This is a genomic window from Pseudomonas sp. OVF7 (assembly GCF_030644265.1).
Lineage (GTDB): Bacteria > Pseudomonadota > Gammaproteobacteria > Pseudomonadales > Pseudomonadaceae > Aquipseudomonas > Aquipseudomonas gorinensis.
Map to the genome: position 1 here is coordinate 4,343,657 of NZ_CP128996.1, position 25,230 is coordinate 4,368,886.

Here is a 25,230-nt window from a genome sequence, read left to right on the forward strand (position 1 = left end):
CATGGCCCGTCCATCACCGCCCGACTTTTCCAACCCAGACACCGTTCGTGATCCCTATCCGGCGTTTGCCTGTCTGCGCGAACATTATCCGGTGTACTGGTGCCCCCATTTCAACGCCTGGATGCTGACCCGTTTTGATGACGTCTACGCCGCGCAGGGTGATGCCAGGCGCTACTCCTCCGACCGGATACGCCAATTGGTGAATGCCCAATTGCCAGAGGACAAACGCGCGATGGTCGAGCCTTTTGTGGAAAAAGCCTCGCGGTGGATGTATGCCCAGGACGGCCAGGCCCACCAGGCCAGTCGCCAATTGTTGAGCCGGGCCTTTACCCCGCGCGCCATCGACGCATTGCGCGCAGACATCCAGGCGATTGTCGATGAGCTGCTGTCGCAATTGAGCGACGAACCGGAGCTGATGGCCGAGCTGTTCAACCAGGTGCCGGCGCGTATCCTGGCCAAACTCTATGGGATCCCGCAAAAAGACGCGCTGAGGCTGCGGCGCTGGACTGATGACATTCTGGTGTTTCTGGTGGGCAGCCTGGACCCGGCGTATGGCCCCCGCGAAGCCCTGCAAGGGCTGGAAGAAATGTATGAGTATTTCGGCGACCTGATCGATCAGCGCCGCCAGGCGCCCGAAGACGACCTTGTCAGCCGTGTGATCGCCGCGGGCGAGGCAGCTGCCATCACCAAGGGCAATTTACTCGCGCAACTGGCGTTCGTGCTGGTGGCCGGCAACACAACCAGCGCCGACATGCTGGGTATTGGCCTGCTGCACTTGCTGCTCAATCCCGATCAGTTGCAGGCGCTGCGGGCCGACCTTTCACTCATGGCGTGCGCCATCGAAGAAATGCTGCGGATCGACCCCTCGGGTCAATTCAGCCACCGCGTGCTGCAGGAGGACATCGAACTCAAGGGCCGCATGATGCGCAAGGGCGAGCTGGTATTTCTGGTCCGCGCCGCCGCCAACCGCGACGCCGCGCACTTCCTGGACCCGGACCGTTTTGATATCCGACGCGAAAAGAACGACCACCTGGCCTTTGGGCGCGGCGAACACTTCTGCATGGGGACCGCGTTGTTTCGGCTGGAGGCCCATATCGTGTTCACCAGCCTGCTGATGCGGTTCCCCAACCTGCGCTTGATCGATGGGCAGCCACCGGTTTGGCGCACCAACAACTTGCAGTTTCGAGGCCTGAAAACCATTCATGTGGAGCTCCACTGATCATGAACAACGATCCGATCCAGCGCTGCTTCTCAGCGGCGAAATGGGAAAAGGCCGGTGGCTACTGCCGCGCGTTGCGGGCCGGTAACATCATTGTCACCAGTGGCACAGTGGCCTTTGACGAAGACGGCAACCCCTACGCCCCAAACGACGTGTACCTGCAGACCCGGCGCTGCCTGGAGATCATCGAAGCGGCGCTCCAGCAGTTGGGCACGGACCGTACCCGAATAATTGCCACGCGCATGTACACCACCAACGTGAATTGGTGGCCGGAAATCGCCAAGGCCCATAAAGCGTTTTTTGATGGCTGCGAACCGACCACCATGTTGCTGGGCGTCTGCGCGCTGATCGGTCCGGAATATCTGGTGGAAATCGAAGCCCAGGCACAGGCGGCGACACCATGACCCCGGAACAAGCACGCAAGGAGGTGCGCGATGCCGTGGTCATGGACGTCAGCGACCTGACCTTGGCGACCGAGGGACGACCAGTGGGGGTGCGCCTGTACCGCCCCGCGCGCCCTGCCCCGGCGCCGGTGCTGATGTACTTCCACGGTGGCGGTTGGGTCACCGGGGACCTGGACACCCACGACAGCTTTTGCCGGGTCATGAGTGAGTGGGCAGGTTGCGCCGTGGTGGCGGTGGATTACCCCCGCCCACCGGAACACCGCTTTCCCGCGGCGGTGAAGAGCTGCTATACCGCCACTTCCTGGATCGCCCGCAACGGTGCGTCCCTTGGGCTGGATCCGCAGCGCATCGCGGTCGCCGGGGGCGGATCGGGTGGTGGGTTGGCGGCGGTGATCTGCCAAATGGCCAGGGACCTGGGCGCCCCGCCCATCGGTTTCCAACTGTTGCTGTACCCGGTGCTCGACTGCCTGGCGCGCAACCGCTCCCGCAGGAACTTTGCCAACGGGTTTGGCCTGACAGCCGAGCTGATGGACTGGTACCTCGACCAGTACGTACCGCCCGGTATTCCCCTGGGGCATCCCTGGCTTTCGCCGGCGCGCGATACCTCGCTGCAAGGGTTGCCCGCAGCCCTGATCATTACCGCCGGCTGCGACCTCTTGCGCGATGAAGGGCGCGCCTTTGCACGTGGCTTGAAACGGGCAGGCGTGCCGGTGCAACACAAGGAGTACACCGGCATGCCTCATGGCTTTATCAACTATCCTGCCACTGAGGCCAGTGCCCGGCGTGCCGTGCTGCTCTGTGCCGAGGCCCTGGCAGGTTTTTTCGACCCGCCCCCAGCCTGAGCGGCACTTCTGCATAAATGCAAAAACGACCTGCAGGATTCCGGGTTGTACTGGGCAAATTTGCACTGGTAGGATCGCGAGATGGTTCATCCGCAAACATCTAGATAAAGAACAATAAAAGCAGGGAGTTACAGATGACTGCTCAGGTTTCATCCGAAGCAAGCCATACCGATAATCTGCAGCACGAAGTACTGGCCCAAGTGCGTAACCATATTGGCCACCTCACCCTCAATCGCCCTGCCGGCTTAAACGCCATCACCCTGGACATGGTCCGCAGCCTGTCTCGCCAGCTGCAGGCCTGGGCCGATGACCCTCAGGTCTACGCCGTGGTACTGCGCGGTGCCGGCGAAAAAGCCTTCTGTGCCGGTGGCGATATCCGTTCCCTCTACGACAGCTTCAAGAACGGCGACACGCTGCACGAGGATTTTTTCGTCGAGGAATACGCCCTCGACCTGGCCATCCACCATTACCGCAAACCCGTACTGGCCCTGATGGACGGGTTTGTCCTTGGCGGCGGCATGGGCCTGGTGCAAGGCGCGGATCTGCGCGTCGTCACCGAACGCAGTCGCCTGGCGATGCCGGAAGTGGCTATCGGTTATTTCCCTGACGTGGGCGGCAGTTATTTCCTGCCGCGCATCCCAGGCGAGCTGGGTATCTACCTGGGCGTCACCGGCGTGCAGATTCGCGCGGCTGACGCGCTGTACTGCGGGCTGGCGGATTGGTACCTGGACAGCACCAGGCTGGCCGACCTCGACCAGAAACTCGATCGCCTGGCATGGCAGGACTCCCCACTCAAGGACCTGCAAGGCGTACTTGCCAAACTGGCCGTACAGCAACTGCCCGACGCGCCGCTCGCGGCCTTACGCTCGCCTATCGATCATTTCTTTGCACTGCCGGACGTACCGAGCATGGTCGAACAGTTGCAGGAAGTCACCGTGGCTGACAGCCATGAATGGGCCATGACCACCGCCAACCTGATGAAAACCCGCTCGCCGCTGGCCATGGCGGTGACCTTGCAAATGCTGCGGCGCGGTCGCCGTCTCCCTCTGGAACAGTGCTTTGCCCTGGAGCTGCACCTGGACCGCCAATGGTTCGAGCGTGGCGACCTGATCGAAGGCGTGCGCGCCCTGATTATCGACAAGGACAAAACCCCACGTTGGAATCCGCCGACGCTCCATGAGTTGGATGCCAACCATGTCGAGAGCTTCTTCCACACCTTCAAGCAGGTTGCGAACTAAGTCATGCAAGATATTGAATACACTGAAGAACAAGTCATGATTCGTGACATGGCACGCGACTTTGCCCGTGGCGAAATCGCCCCACACGCCCAGGCCTGGGAAAAAGCCGGCTGGATCGATGATGCCCTGGTCGCCAAGATGGGCGAGCTGGGCCTGCTGGGCATGGTCGTGCCGGAAGAATGGGGCGGCACCTACGTCGATTACGTGGCCTATGCCTTGGCGGTGGAAGAAATTTCCGCCGGTGACGGCGCCACGGGCGCACTGATGAGTATCCATAATTCAGTGGGTTGCGGGCCTATCCTCAACTACGGCACCACCGAACAGAAACAAACCTGGCTGGCGGACCTCGCCAGCGGCCAGGCCATCGGCTGCTTTTGCCTGACCGAACCCCAGGCGGGGTCCGAAGCCCATAACCTGCGTACCCGCGCCGAATTGCGCGACGGCCAGTGGGTGATCAACGGCGCCAAGCAGTTTGTCAGCAACGGCAAGCGCGCCAAGCTGGCCATTGTGTTCGCCGTCACCGACCCTGAACTGGGCAAGAAAGGCATCTCCGCCTTCCTGGTGCCCACCGATACGCCCGGGTTCGTGGTGGACCGTACCGAACACAAGATGGGCATTCGCGCCTCCGACACCTGCGCCGTCACCCTCAACCAATGCACGGTCCCCGAGGCCAACCTGCTGGGTGAGCGCGGCAAAGGCCTGGCAATTGCCCTGTCCAACCTCGAAGGTGGCCGTATTGGCATCGCCGCCCAGGCCTTGGGCATAGCCCGTGCCGCCTTTGAAGCGGCGCTGGCCTATGCCCGTGACCGCGTGCAGTTCGATAAGGCAATCATCGAGCACCAGAGCGTCGCCAACCTGTTGGCCGATATGCAAACCCGGCTGAATGCCGCGCGCCTGCTGATCCTGCACGCCGCGCGCCTGCGCAGTGCCGGCAAGCCCTGCTTGTCTGAGGCGTCCCAGGCCAAGCTGTTCGCCTCGGAAATGGCTGAAAAGGTCTGCTCCTCGGCCATGCAGATTCATGGAGGGTATGGGTACCTGGAGGATTACCCGGTGGAGCGTTACTACCGGGATGCGCGGATCACGCAGATTTACGAAGGCACCAGCGAGATCCAGCGGATGGTGATTGCCCGAGAGCTCAAGAATTACCAGCTTTGATTGAAACGGCTGTGGGAGGGGGCTTGATGTGGCAAGTGGACTTGATGCGGCAAATGGGCTTGATGCGGCAAGTCGGCTTGATATGGTGAGCAGGCTTGTTGTGGCGAGCGGGCTTGCCCCGCGTTGGGGCGCGAAGCGGCCCCAAAACCTGACGATTTAATAGGCCTGGATAAACGCGGGGGCCTTATTGGGGCTGCTTCGCAGCCCAACGCGGGGCAAGCCCGCTCGCCACAACAGGCCCGCTTGTCACAACAAATCCATTTGAACCCCGGTGTTCCGGATACCGGGTTATTTATCCTTGAACGCTGGCGCGCGCTTGGCCACGAACGCCGCCATCCCTTCTTTCTGATCCTGGGTGGCGAACGCTGCGTGGAACACCCGACGCTCAAAGCGCACGCCTTCCGACAGGCTGACTTCAAACGCGCGGTTCACGCTTTCCTTGACCATCATGCTGATCGGTACCGACTTGCTGGCGATCAGGGTGGCGACTTTCAGCGCTTCGTCCAGCAGTTCATCGGCTGGCACGATACGCGCGACAATCCCGCAGCGTTCCGCTTCCACCGCGTCGATGAAGCGCCCGGTCAGGCACATTTCCATGGCCTTGGCCTTGCCCACCGCGCGGGTCAGGCGCTGGGTGCCGCCCATGCCCGGCAGGACGCCAAGGTTGATTTCCGGCTGGCCGAACTTGGCAGTGTCGCCGGCGAGGATAAAGTCGCACATCAGCGCCAGCTCACAGCCGCCGCCGAGGGCGAAGCCGTTGACTGCGGCGATGATCGGCTTGCGGCGGTTGGCCACGCGGTCGCTGTCGCTGAACAGGTCGTCGAGGTAGATCCGGGGGTAAGTCAGCTCGGCCATTTCCTTGATGTCGGCGCCGGCCGCGAAGGCTTTCTTCGAGCCGGTGAGCACGATGCAGCCGATTTCCGGGTTGGCTTCCAGGCTGTCGAGCGCCAGGTTCAGCTCACTGACCAGTTGCGCGTTCAGCGCGTTCAGGGCTTGCGGGCGGTTGAGGGTGATCAGTCCGACACGGCCCTGGACTTCGAGCAGGATGGTTTCGTAACTCATGTTTCGGCTCCTTAAAGATTGCGTGAAATGACCATGCGCTGGATATCGCTGGTGCCTTCGTAGATCTGGCAGACCCGCACATCGCGGTAGATCCGCTCCAGGGGGAAGTCGCTCAGGTAACCGTAACCGCCCAAGGTTTGCAAGGCGGCCGAACAGACTTTCTCGGCCATTTCCGAAGCGAACAGCTTGGCCATGGACGCCTCGACCAAGGCCGGTTTGCCGCTGTCACGCAGGGCTGCGGCGTAATGCACCATCTGACGGGCAACCGCGATTTGCGTGGCCATGTCCGCCAGGCGGAACGCCACGGCCTGGTGGTCGATCAAGGCTTTGCCAAAGCTTTCGCGTTCACGGGCGTAATCGCGCGCCGCTTCGAACGCTGCGCGGGCCATGCCCACCGATTGCGAGGCAATACCGACGCGACCGCCCTCAAGGTTGGCCAGGGCGATACGGTAGCCTTCGCCCTCCTCGCCCAGGCGATTCGCCACCGGCACCTTCACATCCTCAAACAGGATCTGGCAGGTGTCGGAGGCATGCTGCCCCAACTTGTCTTCAACCCGCGCCACGGTGTAGCCCGGTGAATTCGTCGGCACGATGAATGCGCTGATCCCGCGCTTGCCCGCGGCGGGGTCGGTGACCGCAAACACGATCACGATCCCGGCGTTTTGCCCGGAGGTGATGAACTGTTTGCAGCCGTTCAACACGTAATGGTCGCCTTCCAGGCGCGCCCGGGTTTTCAGGCTGCTGGCATCGGAGCCCGCTTGGGGCTCGGTGAGTGCAAAGGCGCCGAGCATGGCGCCGCTGGCCAGGGGTTTGAGGAATTGTTCTTTCTGCTGATCGTTGCCGAACGTGAGAATCGGCACGCAACCGACGGAGTTGTGCACGCTCATGATGGTCGAGCACGCGCCGTCACCTGCGGCGATTTCTTCCAGGGCCATGGCATAGGCCAGGTAGCCGGTGTCGCAACCGCCCCATTGTTCCGGCACCAGCATGCCGAAAAAGCCCAATTCGGCCATTTCGCCGATGGCTTCCTTGGGAAAGCGATGCTCGCGGTCCCATTCGGCGGCGAACGGTTTCAGGCGTTCCTGGGCAAATTGCCGGGCGGCGTCACTGATTTGCAGCTGTTCGTCATTCGGGAGCATGGTACAGAGTCCTTAATACAAGCATTCGACGGCCATGGCCGTGGCTTCACCACCGCCGATGCAAATGGCGGCAACGCCACGCTTGAGGCCTTTTTGGCGCAGGGCCGAAAGCAGCGTCACCAGGATCCGCGCGCCGGAGGCACCAATCGGGTGGCCCAGGGCGCAGGCGCCGCCATGGATATTGACCTTGTCGTGGGGAATCTCCAGCTTGCTCATGGTGACCAGGCTGACCACGGCAAAGGCCTCGTTGATTTCAAACAGGTCCACGTCGCCCAGGTTCCAGCCGGTCTTGCTCATCAGCTTGCGAATCGCCCCCACTGGCGCCACCGGGAACAGGCCCGGCTCGTCGGCAAACGCCGCATGCCCGTGGATCACCGCCAACGGCGTGAGCCCGCGCTTGTGCGCCTCGGACTCACGCATCAGCAGCAACGCCGCCGCGCCATCGGAAATCGAACTGGAGTTGGCCGCAGTGACGGTGCCGCCTTCGCGGAAGGCCGGCTTCAGGCTGGCGATCTTGTCCAGCTTGGCCTTGGGGGGTTGCTCGTCGTGCAGGATGGTCTTCTGCTCTTTGCCCACGGTGACCTGCACCGGGACGATCTCGGCGGTGAAGCAGCCTTGGGTGATGGCCTGCTGCGCACGGGTCAGGGAGGCAATGGCGAAGGCGTCCTGGGCTTCACGGGTAAAGCCGTTGTGCTCGGCGCAATCTTCGGCAAAGGTGCCCATCAGGCGGCCCTTGTCGTAGGCGTCTTCCAGGCCGTCGAGGAACATATGGTCGAGCACCTTGCCGTGGCCCATACGGTAGCCGCTGCGGGCGCGGTCCAGCAGGTACGGTGCGTTGGACATGCTTTCCATGCCGCCGGCAACCACCACGTCGACGCTGCCCGCCAACAGCGAGTCATGGGCCAGGATGGTCGCTTCCATGCCCGAACCACACATCTTGTTGAGGGTGGTACAGCGCGTGGCCTTGTCCAGCCCGGCGCCGAGGGCCGCCTGGCGCGCAGGTGCCTGCCCGAGGCCGGCCGGCAGTACACAGCCGAACAACACCTCATCCACGGCATCGTTGGCGATACCGGCGCGCTCGACCACCGCGCGAATCGCGGCAGCGCCCAGTTGCGGCGCGGTCAGGCCCTTAAGGTCGCCCTGGAACCCGCCCATGGGCGTACGCGCGGCACTGACAATCACGATGGGATCATTCATGACGCATCCTCCTCACTTGGCTGCCATGCGCAAGGCACCGTCGAGACGGATCACCTCGCCATTGAGCATGCTGTTTTCGATGATGTGCCGCACCAACGCGGCGTACTCGGCAGGTTTGCCCAGGCGTGGCGGGAATGGCACACCGGCGGCGAGAGAATCGCGGACTTCCGGGGCCATGCCCGCCATCATTGGCGTTTCGAAGATGCCCGGGGCGATGGTCATCACGCGAATGCCGAATCGCGCCAGTTCCCGTGCCGCCGGCAGGGTCAGGCTGGCGATCGCGCCTTTGGAAGCCGCATACGCCGCCTGGCCGATCTGCCCGTCAAACGCTGCGACCGACGCGGTGTTGATGATCACCCCGCGTTCGCCCTCGGCATTGGCTTCGGTTTCGGCGATGGCCGCCGCGGCCAGGCGCAGCAGGTTGAAGCTGCCGATCAGGTTGACGTTGATCACCTGAGCGAAGCTGGCCAACGCGTGGGGACCGTTCTTGCCGAGGATTTTCTCGCCACGCACCACGCCGGCGCAGTTAACCAGGCCATGCAGACCACCAAAGGCAGCCACGGCGGCCTTTACGGCGGCTTCGGCGGCGGCTTCCTGGCTGATATCCGCCACGGCGCTGCGGGCGTTGTCACCCAGTTGCCGGGCCTTGGTGGCAACGGCTTCGGCGTTCAGGTCCACCAGCATGACCTTGGCACCGGCCGCGATCAGCATCTCGGCCGTGGCCGCGCCGAGGCCCGAAGCGCCGCCGCTGACCAGAAAAACCTTGTTTTCAATCTGCATCATTGTTTCCTTGAAAGGTGGATCACGCCAACGCCGCTTGGGCCTTGGCGATTTCCTGGTTACGCAAGATAAAACGTTGCAGCTTGCCGCTCGGAGTCTTGGGCAAGTCGCTGACAAATTCGATTTCCCGCGGGTAGGCATGCGCGGCCAGGCGCTTGCGCACATGCAGGCGCAGCTCTTCGGCCAGCTCCGGGGTCGCTCGGTATTGCTCGTTGATCACCACAAAGGCTTTCACCAGCTCGGTGCGCTCCGGGTCGGGCTTGCCGACCACGGCGGCTTCGACCACGGCCGGGTGTTCAACCAGCGCGCTTTCCACGTCGAAGGGGCCGACCCGATAGCCGGAGGTGGTGATCACATCATCACTGCGCCCCACAAAGCTGATGCTGCCGTCCGGGTTCAATTCGACCGTGTCGCCACTGAGGTAGTACTTACCGACGAACGCCTTGGTCTTCACCCCGTCGTAGCCGGCGAACCAGCACATCGGCGATTGCTCGCGATCAATGGCGAGAATGCCCGGTTGGCCGGCAGGCAGCTCCTGGTAATCGTCATCCAGCACCACGATGCGATGCCCCGGCGAAGCAAACCCAGCCGAGCCGATGTGTACCGGATGCGCCAGGCCATGATGGTTGCACAGCACCATGCCCAGTTCGGTCTGGCCGTAGTGGTCGTGGATGGTGACGCCCAGGTTGTCGGCAAACCAGCGGATCACTTCCGGGTTCAACGGCTCGCCGGCGCTGCTGACAATACGCAGCTTGCCCTTGATCGAACGGGCGAACTGCTCGCCCCCGGCAATCAACAGGCGATAGGCCGTCGGCGAACCGGTGAGGTTGGTGATCCCGTATTTATTGATGACCCGGCAGGTGCTTTCCAGGGTGAACGGGCCGTCGTAGAAGGTGATCGGATGGCCCATGGACAACGGCCCGGTCACGCCGAAATAGATGCCGTAGGCCCAGCCCGGGTCGGCGACGTTCCAGAACGCGTCTTCAGGACGCAGGTCGACCGCATCACGGGTATAGCTCTGGAACGCAACGATGGCCTTGAGCGGTACCGACAAGGCTTTCGATGGCCCGGTGGTGCCCGAGGTGAACATCAGCAGGAACGGCTCTTCGGCGTCCAGCAGCACCGGCTCGCAGAGCTTGGAATAGTTGGGCAACTCGGCCCAGAAGCTGAAATCGCCCCGTACCAGGCCTTCACCTTTAGCGCCGGTGACCGTGACGATGGTCGGGCAGCCCTGAACCTCCGCGAGCTTGGGCCGATTCACCGCATCGGTGACCACCAGGGCTGCGCCGGAACTGTTCAAGCGGTGTTCAATGGCCTTGGGGCCAAAGGCGGTAAACAGTGGTTGATAGACCGCACCGATACGCCAGGTGGCAAACACCACCACCAGCAACTCGGCGGTGCGTGGCAACAGGCCGGCGACCTTGTCGCCACGCTTGACGCCCTGAGCCAGCAGGAAGTTGGCGAAGCGTGCCGCCTGGTCCTGCAACTCGCTGAAGGTGGACGTGGCGCTGCGCCCGTCCTTGCCCTCCCAGAACAACGCGATACGCCCAGGCAAGGCATGGCGGTCGCAGCATTCAACACAGGCATTCAGGCCCTGCAGGTTGCCAGCCAAGGCGGCATCTACGGTGTGCTGGTAATCAAACTCGGTGGTGGCAGCCAAATACTCACGCATCGCTTTAAATCCTTCTGTATTTTTATTTTCAGGACGTAAACGGAACCCGTGAAATAGTCGCTCTAGAGCGTTGCAGCAGCAATGGTCAAAGCCATCAACCTGGCTGACTGGTTTGGCCAATGCCTTCTCATCATAGACCCCACCGATCAGCCGGTCGGCCCAAGCGATTGGACGGTTCGCCCGCCAGCTTCTAACCTGATGGCCTGCGCCACCGAAGAAGCCCCCTTGCGATGATCGTTCGCCCCAAACCCAACCTCCTGGGCATCCTGTTTTCCCTCAAGGGCTCGATTGCCAAGCGCATCGCCCTGCGCAGCCTGCTGGTGACATTGCTGGCCTCGGTGATCGTGCTGGTGGAAACCCTGCACCCCGCCTATTTCTCCAAGGTCAACGCTACGCCGTTCACGCTGCTGGGGCTGTCGCTGTCGATCTTCATGAGCTTTCGCAACAACGCCTGCTACGACCGCTGGTGGGAAGGTCGCAAGCAGTTGGGGCAGATGCTCATTGATGTGCGCTCGTTGATACGTGAAACCCAGGTGCTCGGCGACCCACTGGAACGGGCAAGCCTGTTGCGCGGCTTGTGCGGTTTTGCCCACGGTTTGATCGCGCGCCTGCGCCTGGAGGATGAAGCCCAGGCGATCAAGCCCTGGATCGGGGTGCCGGCGGCCCATCCCAATCTTCCCGACCAGGTCCTGCAACAGCTGGGCGCGCGGTTTTCCACGCTGGCCGAACACGGCGTGATCAGTGAATGGCGCTACACCCAGCTCGAAACCCGCCTGGTCAGCCTCTGCCAGGTACAGGCTTCCTGCGAGCGGATCAAGGCCACGCCCCTGCCCTTTCCCTACACGCTGCTGCTGCATCGCACCATTTACCTGTTCTGCATTCTCTTGCCATTCGCCATGGCCGAGCCGCTGGGCTGGCTGACGCCGGTGTTCACCGCCATCGTCAGCTACACCTTCTTCGGCCTGGATGAAATCGGTGACGACCTGGAAGACCCGTTCGGCTTCGACGAGAACGACCTGCCCTGCAACGCCATCGTGCGCACCCTGGAGCGCGAGGTCCTCGCCGCCCTCGGTGCAACCGACCTTCCCCCTGCCCTGGAGCCGGTGGACTACGTGCTGACCTGATGCCGGTTTGACACTCGCCCTGGTCTGACCGAAGCTGAGCGCTTTGTAATAGCTGCCCAAGCTTTCGGACGCCTGCATGTCAAAATCACGCCGTTACTCCATCGTCGGCCTGTGCGCCCTGTTGTTGATTGTGCTGATCACCTGGTATTTCTCACGCGCCACCCCGGTCGCGGTGCCCCCTGCCATCGCCCACGGTTATTCCAAGGCCCTGAAACAGGCGCACAACGGCGAACCGGGGGCGGCCCGCGTGCTGTATCAGCAGTTGGCCCGGCCAGACCTGTCCGACGAACGTCGCGCCGCGCTGCATGCCGAGTTGCCCAACTACCCCAGCCCCCAGGCCTTGAAATTGGCCGACAAGGACCTGGCCAATGAATCGCCACGGGTTCGTGAGGCGGCGATTCGCAGCATTGTCGGCCTGGTGCCCACCGGCCAGCGCACCCTGTTGCTCGGGCCACTCCTGGAGGACGCCGAGCAAAGCGTGCGCTTTGCCGCCGCCAACGCCTTGCTGGGGCTCTCGCCGGACACCCTGGGCCTGTATTTCGGGCCATTGCAGCAAGTGCTCGATGAATTCGTGAAAACGCTCAAGGCTCAGCCTGAAACGGCTGAAAGCTGGATTCAACTGGCGCGGCTGTACATCCACAGCGCGTTGCTGCCGGAGGCACAAAACGCCCTGGAACAGGCGATGCGCTTGCAGCCGGACAACCTGCAGGCCGTAGTCGCGCAAATTGAGCTGCTGGACAAACAAGGCAAGACCGACGAATCGCGCCAGTTGCTGGCTCGCCAATTGGCGGCGCACCCTGAGTCCGCCTACCTGCAACACGCCCTGGGCATGTGGCTGCTGCACCACGGCGAGCGCCCTTATGCGCTGCTCGGCCTGTCCAAGGCCGTGGAGCTGGAACCGGACAATCAGGATTACCGCTACGACCTCGCCACCACCCTGCATGCCCAGCAGGAACTCGAGGCCGCCCAGCGCCAGTTGGAAGAAATCATCCAGCGCCACCCTGCCAACCGCAAGGCGCGGGTGTTGCTGGTCAATTACTGGAAGGAAAGCGGCCAATTGCAAAATGTGCAGGTACTGCTGGCCCAACTTGAGCAACAGAACCCAGACGACCCGGCCTTGCAACAAGGTCTTTGATACCAGGCCTGCATAAACCTGCGAAACGGACAAACTAATACAATGGGTTGAACCGCCACACGCCACCACGGTCAAGAGTTTATGGCGCGCCCTGAGGCGGCGCCCCTTCTACTTGTACGTGACCCGAGGGCACTTCTTGTCTACATCCAAAGAGCTGTTCAGTGAAAAGGCGGCCACCGGTATCGAAGGTCTTGATGACATTCTTTCCGGGGGACTCTCACGCAGCCATCTGTTCTTGCTGGAAGGCGAACCCGGCACTGGCAAAACCACCGTGGCGCTGCACTTCCTGCAAGCGGGGGCACACAACGGCGAGCGGTGTTTGTATATCACCCTGTCAGAGACCGAGCGCGAGTTGCGCCAGGGCGCCAAATCCCATGGGTGGGAACTCGACGACCATATCCATATCTTCGAACTGACCCCGCCGGAAAGCCTGCTCAACGCCGAGCACCAGCAGAGCCTGCTGTATTCCTCCGACCTTGAACTGGGGGAAGCCACCCGGCAGATTTTTGAAGTGGTCGAGCGAGTCAAGCCGACCCGCGTAGTCATCGACAGCCTGTCGGAGATCCGGCTCCTGGCACAAAGCTCGCTGCGCTATCGCCGGCAGATCCTGGCGATCAAGCATTACTTCGTACGCTATGACGCCACGGTGCTGCTGCTGGATGACCTGACCACCGAATCCCTGGATAAAACCGTACACAGCGTGGCCCACGGCGTGATTCGCCTGGAAGAGCTGACGCCCACCTATGGCGCTGAGCGGCGCCGTATACGCGTGGTGAAGTACCGTGGCCAGAAATACCGAGGCGGCTTTCACGATTTCACCATCATGGGCGATGGCATCCACGTATTCCCCCGCCTGGTGGCAGCCGAACATCGCGGCGGCTACATCCGCGAGACCTTGAGCAGCGGTATTGCGCAGATGGATGCGTTGATGGGCGGCGGTGTGGAGACCGGCTCCAGCAGCTTGATCCTCGGCCCTGCGGGGACCGGCAAGTCATTGATCTCGATGATCTTCGCCGCCGCGGCGGTCGCACGTGGCGAAAAAGCCGCCCTGTTCATCTTCGATGAAGAGCTGGGGCTATTGTTCGAGCGCATGAAAAACATGGGCATCGACCTCGCCGCGATGCAAGCCACCGGCAACCTGCTGATCGAGCAGGTCGACGCTGCGGAGCTGTCGCCGGGCGAGTTTTCGCACCGCGTGCGCCGCTGCGTGGATGAGCGGGGTATCAAAACCGTGGTCATCGACAGCATCAACGGCTATCAGGCTGCCATGCCGGAAGAAAACGCGCTGATCCTGCATATGCATGAACTGCTGCTGTACCTCAACCGCCGGGGCGCCGCCACGTTCATGACCGTCGCTCAACACGGGCTGGTCGGCGATATGCAAACCCCCGTGGACATCACCTACCTGGCCGACACGGTCATTCTGCTCCGTTACTTCGAAGCATTGGGCAAAGTGCGTCGGGCCATCTCGATCATCAAGAAACGTACCGGCTCCCATGAATCGACGATCCGCGAATACCGTATCGGCAGCAGTGGCATGACCGTGGGCGAGCCCCTCGACAACTTCCAGGGTGTATTGCGCGGTATTCCGATCTTCACGGGCTCCGGCTCACCCTTGCTCAAGGAAGAGGGATAGTGAGCGGTTTTTCCCCCCTCTCCGAGCGCGCAATCATCCTCGCACCCTTAGGGCGCGATGGTTCTCTGGCGCTGATGATGCTCAACGAAGCCGGCTACAGCGGTATGGTAGCCAGCAACCTGAACATGCTCTGCGACGCCTTGGAGCACGGTGCCGGCCTGCTGGTGATCGCCGCTGAAGCCTTGCGCGGGGTCGACCTCGAACCGCTGCTGGATCACCTGCATCAGCAGCCGGCCTGGTCAGACCTGCCGATTGTGCTGATGACCCACCACGGCGGCAGCGAACAGAATGGCTCCTCGCACCTGAGCGGGTTGCTGGGCAACGTGACCTTCCTGGAGCGGCCTTTCCATCCGGTGACGCTGATCAGCCTGGTCAGCGCCGCCCTGCGTGGTCGACGCCGGCAATACGAAGCCCGCGACCGCCTGGTGGACCTGAGCGAAAGCGAACTGCGCCTGCAACGCACCCTGGAAACCCTCGAACAACAAGTCGAGGAACGCACGGCCCAACTGCGCAGCAACGAAGAGGCATTACGCCAATCGCAGAAAATGGAAGCGGTCGGACAGTTGACCGGCGGTATCGCCCATGACTTCAACAACATGCTGACGGGGATCATCGGCAGCCTGGAGCTGCTGCGAAGGCGCGTATCGCGGGGCAAGCTGGATGACCTCGATAGCCTGATTGATTTGGGGGTGACGTCCGCCAACCGCGCTGCCGGCCTCACCCATCGTTTGCTGGCGTTCTCGCGTCGCCAATCGCTGGATTCCAAACCGGTGGATATCAACCAACTGGTCGCTTCCATGGGAGAGTTATTGCAACGCAGCATCAACGAAAGCATCGACCTCGACATGCACCTGACTGATGGCTTATGGACCGCCGAAGCCGACCCCAATCAACTGGAAAGTGCCCTGCTCAACCTGGTGATCAACGCGCGGGATGCCATGCCCGGCGGCGGCAAACTGCTGGTTGACACCACCAACCGCCATCTGGACAGCGTTTTCACGGCGGCCTACGGCACCTTGAAGCCCGGCGACTATGTAGAACTCAGCATCAGTGATACCGGCTGCGGTATTCCGGAACACTTGATGGGCCGAGTCTTCGATCCGTTCTTCACCACCAAGCCCATTGGCCAGGGCACGGGCCTGGGGTTATCGATGATCTACGGCTTTGCCCGTCAGTCCCACGGCCATGTGACGATCCACAGCGAAGTGGGCAAAGGCACCACCGTCAGCCTGTTCCTGCCGCGCTTTGTGGGCGAGCTCACCGCGCTGGAGGCCGACAACCCGACGTTGCTGCCCTTTGCCAATGCGGGTGAAACGGTATTGATCGTTGAGGACGACCCGGCCGTACGCGTATTGGTCTGCGCGGTACTGAAGGAGCTGGGCTACGGCTTTGTCGAAGCGGGAGATGCCGACGCGGCGCTGCCGATTATCGAGTCCGAACAACGCATTGACCTGATGATCAGCGACGTCGGCCTGCCCGGTATGAACGGGCGGCAGTTGGCAGAAATCGGTCGCCAGATACGCCCGGATCTCAAAGTACTGTTCATCACCGGTTATGCCGAACACGCCGCCGTGCGCGGTGGTTTCCTCGACCCGGGAATGCAGTTGATCACCAAGCCATTCACCTTTGATCTGTTAACGGCGAAGGTCAGGGAGATGATTCAGGCGTGACGCGGGTAAACGGACCGATCTAGGCGGCAATCCGTTGGTTCGATTTAAAGCAGTGTCCCCTCATGCGGACACTGTCGCCTTGGGCTGTTTCAAGCTAAAAGTCGCTGGATATGCTCTTGCAGCGTATCCAGGTCAAACGGCTTGGCCAAAATCGGCGCATTACGCGTGATCGGGCTATTACAGTCGAGGATTTCCTGCGGGTAGCCGCTGATAAAGATGACTTTCAACTCCGGCCGCAATTTGATCGCCGGCTCGGCGATCTGCACCCCGGAGATTCCCCCAGGCAGGCGATAATCTGTGACCATCAGGTCCAAGTGTGGCTTGGTTGCGAGGATTTCAAACGCCTGCTCCCCATCGATGGCCTTCAATACCCGGTAACCCAGGCCGGCCAGGTATTCACCCAGCACGAACATAATGGATTCGTCGTCTTCGACGATCAGTACGACATCTTGTGCATCTTCACTCATGGGAAGCCTTTGTTCGGTCATTTGCTGCAAATACGACCATAGGGTCATGCAGAGGTTGCGTCGAGGTGACGATTGATTTCACACCGGCGCATCCAGGGGCAGGCACACCCGGAACAGCGCGCCCTCGCCTATCTGGCTCTCGACTTCGATGGTGCCGCCGTGGGCCGCCACGATCTGCTCGGAAATAAACAGCCCCAGGCCCAGGCCCGCGGCTACATGGCTGGCGGATACGCGCTCGAACTGCTGGAAAATCCGCTTCTGGTTGTCTTCGCTGATCCCGATACCATGATCACGCACTTCCACCCGCGCCTCGCCGTGCACGGCATAGACGCGCACCTCCACCGGGCTCTTGGCCCCGTAGCGCAACGCATTGGTCAGCAGGTTGGAGACCACCTGCTCGATACGGAACTCGTCCCAGTTGCCCTCCACCGGCCCTTCGGCGTCCAGTTGCATCGACGACTCGGCGGCCGCCACCTGGGGGGCAAAGTTCTCCAGCAGGTTGCGTACCAATTGCGTCAAGTCAAAGCGTGCCGGGCGAATCGACAGCTTGCCGGTGCGGATACGCGACACATCGAGCATGTCTTCGATCAAGCGGATCAGGCTCTGGATCTGGCGCTCATCGCGGTCGACCATCGCGTGCATCTTGTCCAGGGTAAACGCGGCGGCGTTATCCCGCGCCAGGTGCATCTTGCGCAGTTGGGTTTCGAGGATCAGCCCGTTGAGCGGTGTACGAACCTCATGGGCAACGATCGACATAAAGTCATCGCGCATACGCACGGCCTGTTCCAGTTCAGCCTGGGTGGCCTGCAGGCGCGTCAACAGCAGTTCCTGTTCGCGGCGACTGCGCTCAAGGGCTTCGACCTGCAGTTTCATCGCCTTGCTCTGGCGGTAGAGGTCGACGAACACATTGACTTTGCTCTTCACCGCATGGATGTCCAGGGGTTTGTGCAGGAAGTCCACGGCGCCACTTTCGTAGCCCTTGAAGGCGTAATTCAGTTCGCGGCCCGCGGCGCTGACGAACACAATCGGGATGTTCTTGGTTTTCTCGGTACCGCGCATCAGTTCGGCCAGCTCGAAACCGTTCATGCCGGGCATCTGCACATCGAGGATCGCCATGGCGAACTCATGCTCCAGCAACAACGACAAGGCCTCGTCGGCGCTCAAGGCCTTGAAGACCTGGCGATCCTCGCGCTTGATCAGCGCCTCGAGGGCCAGCAGGTTTTCCGGCAGATCGTCGACGATCAGCAGTTTGGCCTGGACAGTACTTAACATGGGGAAGATTCCAGGGAAGCCAGCAAGGAGGCAATGCGGCTCAAGGTCAGAATATGGTCGGGGGTGTGCAGGGCCAGGGCTGCCCGTGGCATCACCGCAATGCGTGCTTCGTCGGGGTCCTGTACAACCGTGGTGCCACCGCTGTGCTTGACCTGCATCAGGCCATGGGCGCCGTCCTGGTTGGCGCCGGTCAACAGAATCGCGAGCAGGCCCTTGCCATAGGTATCGGCGGCGGAGGCGAACAGGTAGTCGATGGCAGGCCGGGAATGATGTACCCGGTCTTCCTGGCTCAGGGACAGGCTGCGATCATGCTCCACCGACAAGTGATAGCCAGGGCCGGCGAAATACAAGGTGCCCGGCTCGATCGCTTCTTTGTCCTGGCCTTCCCGTACCGGGATGCGCAGGCGCCGTGAAAAAACCTCGGCCAACTGGCTGCGGCGCTCATCCGGCAGGTGCAGCACGGCGACGATCGGCAGACCGAAGGTGTCGGGCAAGTCACTGAAAATACTCAGCAACGCCTCGACCCCGCCAGCGGAAGCGCCGACGACGATGGCTTCAATCCCGCGAATCGGGTTGGCGGCGGCGTCGTTCATGATTTTCGGTAGATCCGTTCCTGCTTGACCAGGGGTTCGAATTGCTTGCTGTAGCCGGAAAATTCCAGGGTTTCCTTGCTGCCCAGCACCAGGAAGCCGCGATGGCACAGCGACTCATGAAACAATCCAAACGCCCTGTCTTGCAACTTTTTATTGAAATAAATCAGAACATTACGGCATGAAATTAATTGAGTTTCTGAGAACACGCTATCGGTCGCCAGGCTATGGTCAGCGAAGGTCACATTCTCACGCAGCGTCTTGTCGAAGATCGCGTAATCGTAAGCCGCGGTGTAGTAGTCGGCAAATGAACGCTGCCCGCCAGCCTGCTGGTAGTTGGCAGTGTAGGCGCGGACATTCTCCAGAGAAAAGATCCCCTGCTTGGCTTTGTCCAGGGACGCCGGGTTGATATCGGTGGCGTAGATGATGGTGCGCTCCAGCAACCCCTCTTCACGCAGCAGGATCGCCATGGAGTACACCTCCTCCCCCGTGCTGCAGCCGGCGATCCAGATCTTGATCGACGGGTAGGTCTTGAGCAGCGGCACCACTTCCTGGCGGATCGCGAGGAAGTGCGACGGGTCGCGAAACATCTCGCTGACCGGAATCGTCAGGAATTGCAGCAACTGCATGAACGCCGCCGGGTCGTGCAGCACCCGCTCCTGCAACGCCGAAATGGTTGCGCAGTCGAACTGGCGCAGGGCGTGAGCCACGCGGCGTTTTACCGACGCACCGGAATAGTCGCGAAAGTCATAGCTGTACTTGAGGTAAATCGCCTCGATCAGCAGGCGCAGCTCAATATCGCTGCTTTTTTCCAAAAAACTTCGCTCCACTTAAATGCGTTCCATCTTCGGTAGCCATACGCGGATCAGCGAGAACAGGCGATCCAGGTCAATCGGCTTGGCCAGGTAATCGTTGGAACCCGCCGCAAGACAGCGCTCCTGATCGTCCTTCATGGCCTTGGCGGTGACGGCAATGATCGGCAGTTTTTTCCAGCGCGGGTCCTGGCGAATCAAGGTGGTGGCTTCGTAACCGTCCATCTCGGGCATCATCACATCCATCAGCACCAGGTCGATATCGTCGATCTCATTGAGTCTATCGATGGCTTCACGACCGTTACGCCCGATGACCACCACAGCCCCCTTGTGCTCCAAGGCACTGGTCAGGGCGAAAATGTTGCGCACATCGTCGTCCACCAACAGAATCTTGCGGCCTTCGAACACCTTGTCGCGGCTGCGGGCAGTCTTGAGCATCGTCTGGCGTTCATGGGACAGCTGGGATTCGACTTTGTGCAGAAAGAGTGTCACCTCGTCCAGCAGGCGCTCCGGGGAACGGGCGCCCTTGATGATGATCGAGCGCGAATACTTGCGCAGTTCGGTCTCTTCATCGCGGGTCAGGTTGCGCCCGGTGTAGACAATCACCGGCGGGAACGAGCAGATATCCTCGGTGGCCATGCGCTTGAGCAACTCGTTGCCGAGCATGTCGGGCAGCTTGAGGTCGATGATCATGCAGTCATAGACGTTGGCGCGCAGCAGGTCGAGGGCCTCCTGGGCAAAGCCGACGGCGGTGATTTCGATGTCATCGTCGCCGATCAGGCGGGCAATGCTGTCGCGTTGCAGGTCATCGTCCTCCACCAGCAGCACGCGCTTGACCTTCTGGGTCAGCTTGGCTTCCAGGCGTGCAAACACGTCCTTGAGCTCTTCGCGGGTGGTGGGCTTGACCGCATAGCCGATGGCGCCCATATGCATGGCGGCTTCGACGCGGTCTTCCACGGAAATCACATGCACCGGGATATGCCGGGTATTGGCATGTTCCTTGAGGCGCTGCAACACCGTCAGGCCCGAATGATCCGGCAGGCGCATGTCGAGCAGGATGGCATCGGGGATGTATTCCTCGGCCAGGCTGTAGCCTTCGTCTGCGCCATGGGCCACCAGGCAGTGGTAACCCAACTCATGGGCCAGGTCGAACAGAATGCGGGCGAAGTTCGGCTCGTCTTCCACCACCAGGATGCAACGGGTGGTAAACGGGGCTTTCTCGCGATCGTCGGCAAACCGTGGGATCTGTTTGGCGTCCGCGATCGGCAAGGGTGATACCGCGATCGGCTTGGGTGCCGGGACCGCAACCACCTGGCGTGGCGGCTCGATAGGCGCCGCGTCTTCCTCACGCTCGATGTACTGCTCCGGCAACACCAGGGTAAATACGCTGCCCTTGCCCGGCTCGCTGGTCACGCTGATATAGCCGCCGAGCAAGGTGGCCAGGTCGCGGGAAATCGACAGCCCCAGGCCCGTACCGCCGTAACGGCGGTTGGTGGTGCCGTCGGCCTGGCGGAAGGCTTCGAAGATACTTTCCTGCTGGTCCGGGGCAATACCGATGCCCGAATCACGCACGGTAAAGGCAATGCCCTCACCCGGCGCCCGGGAGACCGACAGGCTGACTTCACCTTGCTCGGTGAACTTGATGGCGTTGGACAGCAGGTTCTTGAGGATCTGCTCCAGGCGTTGGCGGTCGGTGAACAGCATGGTCGGCGAGCCTTCCAGCACTTCGACCTGGAACGCCAGCTTGCGATCGGCGGCGAGCGGTTCGAACATCCCGCGCAGGCCGTCGACCAGGCGCGCCACACTGGAGTTTTCCGGGCGCACCTCCAGTTTGCCGGCTTCCACCTTGGAAATATCCAGGATGTCGTTGATCAGATTGAGCAGGTCATTACCCGCCGAATAGATCGACTCGGCGAACTTGACCTGCTCGGCACTGAGGTTTTCCTGGGGGTTCTCGGCCAAAAGCTTGGCCAGAATCAACGAGCTGTTCAACGGCGTACGCAGCTCGTGGGACATGTTGGCGAGGAACTCGGACTTGTACTTGCTGGAGCGCTGCAACTCTTCGGCGCGGTCCTCGAGTTCGAGCTGGGCCTGGTTGAGTTCGACGTTCTTGCGGTCCATGGCGTCGCGCTGCTCCGCCAGGGTCTGGGTCTGCTCGGCCAACTGCTCGTTGGTCTGCTCCAGTTCCGCCTGTTGGGTCTCAAGGTGGGCCTGGGACTCCTTGAGGATGCGCGACTGCTCTTCGAGTTCTTCGTTGGCGGTCTTGAGCTCTTCCTGTTGCACTTGCAGCTCTTCGTTGAGCTGCTGGGTCTCGGCCAGCACTTCCTGCAGGCGCTGGCGATAACGCGCGGCTTCGATGGAAGTGCCGATATTCCCGGCGATCAGCTCCAGCAAATCGACGTCACGCTCTTCCAGAGGGCGCAGGAAACCCAGTTCGATCACGCCGTTGACCCGGTCATCGTCGCTCGTCGGCATCACCATCACGCTGCGCGTGGCGCCTTCGCCCAGGCCGGAGCTGACCTTGAAGTAGTCCACTGGCACGTCGTCGAGGCGAATCAGGCGATCCAGTTGGGCAGCCTGCCCGACGATACCTTCGTCACTGTAGATCGACTGTTCCTGCTGCTCCTGCTCGCGGGAGAAGCCGTACGTGGCCACGCGCTTGAGGCCGCCGTGTTCTTCGCGCACATACAGCGCCGCGACGGCCGAGCCCATGTACTGGGCGAAGAACTGCAAGATATTGCGGCCCAGCATGTTCAAGGTCAGTTGGCCGAGGACCTGTTCGGCCAACTCGGTCTGGCCATTACGCAACCAGGCTTGCCGCTCGAGGCGCTGCGCGATCTTCTGTTGTGACGCGAGGTTTGCGCTGTAACTATCGGATAAGGAAAGTAAATTCTTACGACCAATGTAGGCCAGAAAGCCACTCAACCCGAGTACAAATGCCAGGTACAAGCTGACGCTGATGACCGTGGTACGGGTGACGTCTTCGTTGCGGGCGATACGGAACTGCTGCTCCATCGCCACCGCATCGTCGTATCCCTTGCGAATTTCGTCGGTCAGGCGCTTGCCGCGGCCGGCCTTCACAGCGCTACGGAAATCACCGCTCTCCCGCTGCATATCAATCATCGATTGGGCGTACTTGTTCCACTCGATCTGCAAGGCTTCCAAGCGCTTGAGGCGGTCCACCTGCTGGGGGTTGTCCGCCACCAGGTCCTGCAAATTGCGCAAATCGGCAATGATGCGAGGCTTGGCCACTTCATACGGATCGAGGAAATGCTCGTCACCGGTGATCAGGAAACCGCGCATGCCGGTTTCCAGGTCGACGGTCAGCTTTGACGTCTCATTGAGGTTGTTGATGACCCGGTCGGTGTGCTCCACCCACTGGATTACCGACAGCAAATAAGTGATCAGGCAGACGAAAAATACCGCGCTGAGCACGCCCACGCCCAGGGGCAGCGCGACGTTTCGGCCCAGCAGTGTACGAAAGCTCTTTTCATCGACAGTCGACGCGGGAGTCATGGGCATGCCTTGGCCAATTCAGAAAAACGAGGAGTTTGCCCCAAAGTTGCGCGCGAACGCTATTTTTCTGTATTGATTCGGCTGCTTAAATATCAGGCTGCTTGGCTCCGGAACTCCTCGCGCTTTCTTCCTCACCCAAAGAAGCAAGGGGAACAGAACAACCCGACGGGACATTCTGCTCCACGAACGTCACAATGCCAGCAATTACTTTGGAACTTGCTGGCGTTGCTTCCACTCATTACTAAGTTGTCTTTTTGCCTTTCACGCTCAGCCCCTCACCTTTCAGGAATGTCTACTATGCCCACCGCCTCCACCATCCTTGTAGTCGAAGATGACGCCATCGTGCGCATGCTGATCGTCGATGTACTCGAAGAGTTGGAGTTCGCAGTGCTGGAGGCCGCTGATGCCGAAAAGGCGCTCGAAGTGGTTGAAGACATCCACCAGACGATTGATCTGATGATGACCGACATGGGCCTGCCGGGTATGGACGGCAAGCAACTGGCGGCCAAGGTCCGTGAGTTGCGTCCGACCTTGCCGATATTGTTCGCCAGCGGCTATGCCGAAAATATCGATGTGTCTACCGGTATGCAGGTGATCGCCAAGCCGTTCTCGATCGATCAGTTGCGCGACAAGGTCAAAGCGATGTTGCCGCCTGCCGCATGACCGCCCACTGTCAGCGCATGCTGCCCACCCTGCACGGCTGTCAGCGCCTGCGCAGCTTCTGACGTTGAATTTCTCAGTTATTGATTCGATCGGCCAAGGCAACGGCGGCTGCACGCCTGATTTCGTGCTTTTAACGTGACGTTCGGCCAATAAAAATGGAAACTCATGGCGCATCCGCGCCATGTACCATAACTCTCCCCACCAAGCCCCCCTGGAAGGACGCAACAACATGATTGGAAAACCGACGCGCCTGCTGTTGGCGAGCCTCTCGATACTCATGAGTACCGGTGCCTGGGCCGATTTCACGGCGACGCCGAGCGAAGCGCGGGCCATTGCCAAGGAAGCCTACTTGTATGGCTATCCAGTCGTTGAGATGTACAAGACGCTCTACACCCAGGCCGTTGATAAAGGCGGGGCCAACTTCAAGGCACCGTTCAACCATATCGGCAATACCGCCCAGGCGCTCACGCCAAAGGACACCGCATTCGCGACCCCGAACATCGACACACCCTATTCATTCGTGTGGATGGATCTGCGCAGCGAGCCGCTGGTGCTCACCCTGCCCAAGATCGAAGACGACCGTTACTACTCGGTGCAACTGATCGACCTCTATACGCAGAATTTCGCTTACCTGGGCACCCGCAGCACCGGCAACAATGGCGGCCACTACATGGTCGCCGGCCCGGACTGGAAAGGTCAGCAGCCAGTCAACGTGGACCGTGTGGTGTACAGCGAGAGCAATATTGCCTACGCCCTCTACCGCACTCAGTTGTTTGATGAAAAGGACCTGAACAAGGTCAAGCAGATTCAGAACGGCTACAAAGTGCAGTCGCTGAGCAATTACGTGAAGCAAGCCGCCCCGGCCAAGGCAGCCAAGATCCAATGGCCCAAGCCATTGGCGACCATGACCGAAGGACCGCAGTTGTTTCGCTACCTGAACTTCATGCTGGCCTTCGCCGCGCCCCAGGACAGCGAAAAAGACCTGCTGGCGCGCTTTGCCAAGATCGGCATTGCCCCTGGCGCGCCGTTCAAGGTCAACCAGTTGACGGCTGAACAGCGCAAGGCCCTGGAAGACGGCATTAGCGACGCCAGGGCGGAATTCGCAGCCTTTAAAAAGGACAAGCTCGACACCCATCAGGTCGCCAGCGCCGACCTGTTCGGCAGCCGTGACCGCCTGAAGAACAACTACCTGTACCGCTACGCTGGCGCCAACATCGGGATTTTCCGCAACTCGGCCGATGAGGCGGCATCCCTGAGCTACCTCATCGACAGCGAGGGTAAACCCGCCAACGGCGCTCGTCACAGCTACACCGTCCACTTTGCCAAGGGCCAGCTGCCGCCGGCCGATGCATTCTGGTCGCTGACCATGTACGACGCCAAGACCAAGCTGCTGGTGCCCAACCACAAGAAGCGTTACCAGATCAACTCGCGGATGCTGCCCAACCTCAAGCTGGACGCCGACGGCGGCTTGACCCTGGCGCTGCAGCACCACGAACCGCCGAAAGAGGAACAAAGCAATTGGCTACCTGCCCCTCCTGGTCCGTTCTACGCGGTACTGCGGATTTACCTGCCCAAACCTGAGGTGGGCAACGGTGAATGGAAACTGCCACCGCTGACCCCTCTCAAGTAGACGCTGG

Annotated in this window: 21 protein-coding genes; 11 read left to right on the forward strand and 10 right to left on the reverse strand. The window is 61.1% G+C overall.

Annotated features, from left to right (window positions below; all coding sequences use genetic code 11):
• Position 1 precedes the first annotated feature (1 nt).
• The 5 genes from QU606_RS19670 (at position 2) to QU606_RS19690 (ending at position 4,858) form a co-directional block, all read left to right on the forward strand.
• Entirely contained in the window at positions 2 to 1,219 is a 1,218-nt protein-coding gene (locus QU606_RS19670; RefSeq protein WP_168232651.1) for a cytochrome P450, read from the forward strand.
• A gap of 2 nt (positions 1,220 to 1,221) precedes the next feature.
• A complete protein-coding gene (locus QU606_RS19675; protein WP_024075396.1) occupies positions 1,222 to 1,623 on the forward strand; it encodes a RidA family protein in 402 nt (133 codons plus the stop codon).
• Positions 1,620 to 2,465 (forward strand): alpha/beta hydrolase, encoded by an 846-nt coding sequence (locus tag QU606_RS19680; protein ID WP_024075395.1) that lies wholly within the window; start codon positions 1,620 to 1,622, stop codon positions 2,463 to 2,465. The genes QU606_RS19675 and QU606_RS19680 overlap by 4 nt, the downstream gene beginning before the upstream one ends.
• Positions 2,466 to 2,599: 134 nt before the next feature.
• A complete protein-coding gene (locus QU606_RS19685) occupies positions 2,600 to 3,703 on the forward strand; it encodes an enoyl-CoA hydratase/isomerase family protein (RefSeq protein ID WP_024075394.1) in 1,104 nt (367 codons plus the stop codon).
• A 3-nt stretch (positions 3,704 to 3,706) separates the two neighbouring features.
• Positions 3,707 to 4,858, forward strand: a complete 1,152-nt coding sequence (locus tag QU606_RS19690) for an acyl-CoA dehydrogenase family protein (protein ID WP_024075393.1) — start codon at positions 3,707 to 3,709, stop codon at positions 4,856 to 4,858.
• Positions 4,859 to 5,146: 288 nt separating this feature from the next.
• Here the strand turns inward: QU606_RS19690 and QU606_RS19695 are convergent, their stop codons facing one another.
• The 5 genes from QU606_RS19695 to QU606_RS19715 are packed head-to-tail and all read right to left on the reverse strand — an operon-like array spanning position 5,147 to position 10,708.
• A complete protein-coding gene (locus tag QU606_RS19695; protein WP_069076019.1) occupies positions 5,147 to 5,920 on the reverse strand; it encodes an enoyl-CoA hydratase in 774 nt (257 codons plus the stop codon).
• 11 nt (positions 5,921 to 5,931) lie between these two features.
• A complete protein-coding gene (locus tag QU606_RS19700) occupies positions 5,932 to 7,059 on the reverse strand; it encodes an acyl-CoA dehydrogenase (RefSeq protein ID WP_168232650.1) in 1,128 nt (375 codons plus the stop codon).
• Positions 7,060 to 7,071: 12 nt separating this feature from the next.
• Entirely contained in the window at positions 7,072 to 8,256 is a 1,185-nt protein-coding gene (locus tag QU606_RS19705; protein WP_168232649.1) for an acetyl-CoA C-acyltransferase, read from the reverse strand.
• A gap of 12 nt (positions 8,257 to 8,268) precedes the next feature.
• Positions 8,269 to 9,036 carry an SDR family NAD(P)-dependent oxidoreductase gene (locus QU606_RS19710; RefSeq protein WP_304997383.1) on the reverse strand — a complete coding sequence of 256 codons (768 nt, stop codon included), beginning with the start codon at positions 9,034 to 9,036 and terminating at the stop codon, positions 8,269 to 8,271.
• Positions 9,037 to 9,058: 22 nt separating this feature from the next.
• Positions 9,059 to 10,708 carry an AMP-binding protein gene (locus tag QU606_RS19715; RefSeq protein ID WP_168232648.1) on the reverse strand — a complete coding sequence of 550 codons (1,650 nt, stop codon included), beginning with the start codon at positions 10,706 to 10,708 and terminating at the stop codon, positions 9,059 to 9,061.
• A gap of 230 nt (positions 10,709 to 10,938) precedes the next feature.
• On the opposite strand from QU606_RS19715, the gene QU606_RS19720 reads away from it, so the two are divergent.
• The 4 genes from QU606_RS19720 (at position 10,939) to QU606_RS19735 (ending at position 16,273) form a co-directional block, all read left to right on the forward strand.
• Positions 10,939 to 11,832: a bestrophin family protein gene (locus QU606_RS19720; protein ID WP_024075386.1), complete on the forward strand. Its 894-nt coding sequence runs from the start codon at positions 10,939 to 10,941 to the stop codon at positions 11,830 to 11,832.
• 76 nt (positions 11,833 to 11,908) lie between these two features.
• Complete coding sequence (locus tag QU606_RS19725) at positions 11,909 to 12,967, forward strand: tetratricopeptide repeat protein (RefSeq protein WP_024075385.1); 1,059 nt, start codon at positions 11,909 to 11,911, stop codon at positions 12,965 to 12,967.
• 136 nt (positions 12,968 to 13,103) lie between these two features.
• Positions 13,104 to 14,603: an ATPase domain-containing protein gene (locus QU606_RS19730; protein WP_304997384.1), complete on the forward strand. Its 1,500-nt coding sequence runs from the start codon at positions 13,104 to 13,106 to the stop codon at positions 14,601 to 14,603.
• Positions 14,603 to 16,273, forward strand: a complete 1,671-nt coding sequence (locus QU606_RS19735) for an ATP-binding protein (protein ID WP_024075383.1) — start codon at positions 14,603 to 14,605, stop codon at positions 16,271 to 16,273. Before QU606_RS19730 ends, QU606_RS19735 begins: the two co-directional genes overlap by 1 nt.
• An 89-nt stretch (positions 16,274 to 16,362) precedes the next feature.
• Here the strand turns inward: QU606_RS19735 and QU606_RS19740 are convergent, their stop codons facing one another.
• The 5 genes from QU606_RS19740 to QU606_RS19760 form a co-directional block, all read right to left on the reverse strand.
• Entirely contained in the window at positions 16,363 to 16,740 is a 378-nt protein-coding gene (locus QU606_RS19740) for a response regulator (RefSeq protein WP_003217591.1), read from the reverse strand.
• A gap of 78 nt (positions 16,741 to 16,818) precedes the next feature.
• Entirely contained in the window at positions 16,819 to 18,012 is a 1,194-nt protein-coding gene (locus tag QU606_RS19745) for a hybrid sensor histidine kinase/response regulator (RefSeq protein WP_024075382.1), read from the reverse strand.
• Positions 18,006 to 18,605 carry a chemotaxis protein CheB gene (locus tag QU606_RS19750; RefSeq protein WP_024075381.1) on the reverse strand — a complete coding sequence of 200 codons (600 nt, stop codon included), beginning with the start codon at positions 18,603 to 18,605 and terminating at the stop codon, positions 18,006 to 18,008. The genes QU606_RS19745 and QU606_RS19750 overlap by 7 nt, the downstream gene beginning before the upstream one ends.
• The gene (locus QU606_RS19755) at positions 18,602 to 19,432 is read right to left on the reverse strand and encodes a protein-glutamate O-methyltransferase CheR (protein ID WP_024075380.1); all 831 of its coding nucleotides are present in this window, start codon (positions 19,430 to 19,432) and stop codon (positions 18,602 to 18,604) included. The genes QU606_RS19750 and QU606_RS19755 overlap by 4 nt, the downstream gene beginning before the upstream one ends.
• Positions 19,433 to 22,930 carry a response regulator gene (locus tag QU606_RS19760; protein ID WP_024075379.1) on the reverse strand — a complete coding sequence of 1,166 codons (3,498 nt, stop codon included), beginning with the start codon at positions 22,928 to 22,930 and terminating at the stop codon, positions 19,433 to 19,435.
• Between the two features lie 297 nt (positions 22,931 to 23,227).
• Between QU606_RS19760 and QU606_RS19765 the strand changes: the two genes are divergently transcribed.
• Together QU606_RS19765 and QU606_RS19770 are read left to right on the forward strand one after the other, a co-directional pair.
• Positions 23,228 to 23,593, forward strand: a complete 366-nt coding sequence (locus tag QU606_RS19765; RefSeq protein WP_024075378.1) for a response regulator — start codon at positions 23,228 to 23,230, stop codon at positions 23,591 to 23,593.
• A 229-nt stretch (positions 23,594 to 23,822) separates the two neighbouring features.
• The gene (locus tag QU606_RS19770) at positions 23,823 to 25,223 is read left to right on the forward strand and encodes a DUF1254 domain-containing protein (protein ID WP_024075377.1); all 1,401 of its coding nucleotides are present in this window, start codon (positions 23,823 to 23,825) and stop codon (positions 25,221 to 25,223) included.
• Positions 25,224 to 25,230: the final 7 nt, after the last annotated feature.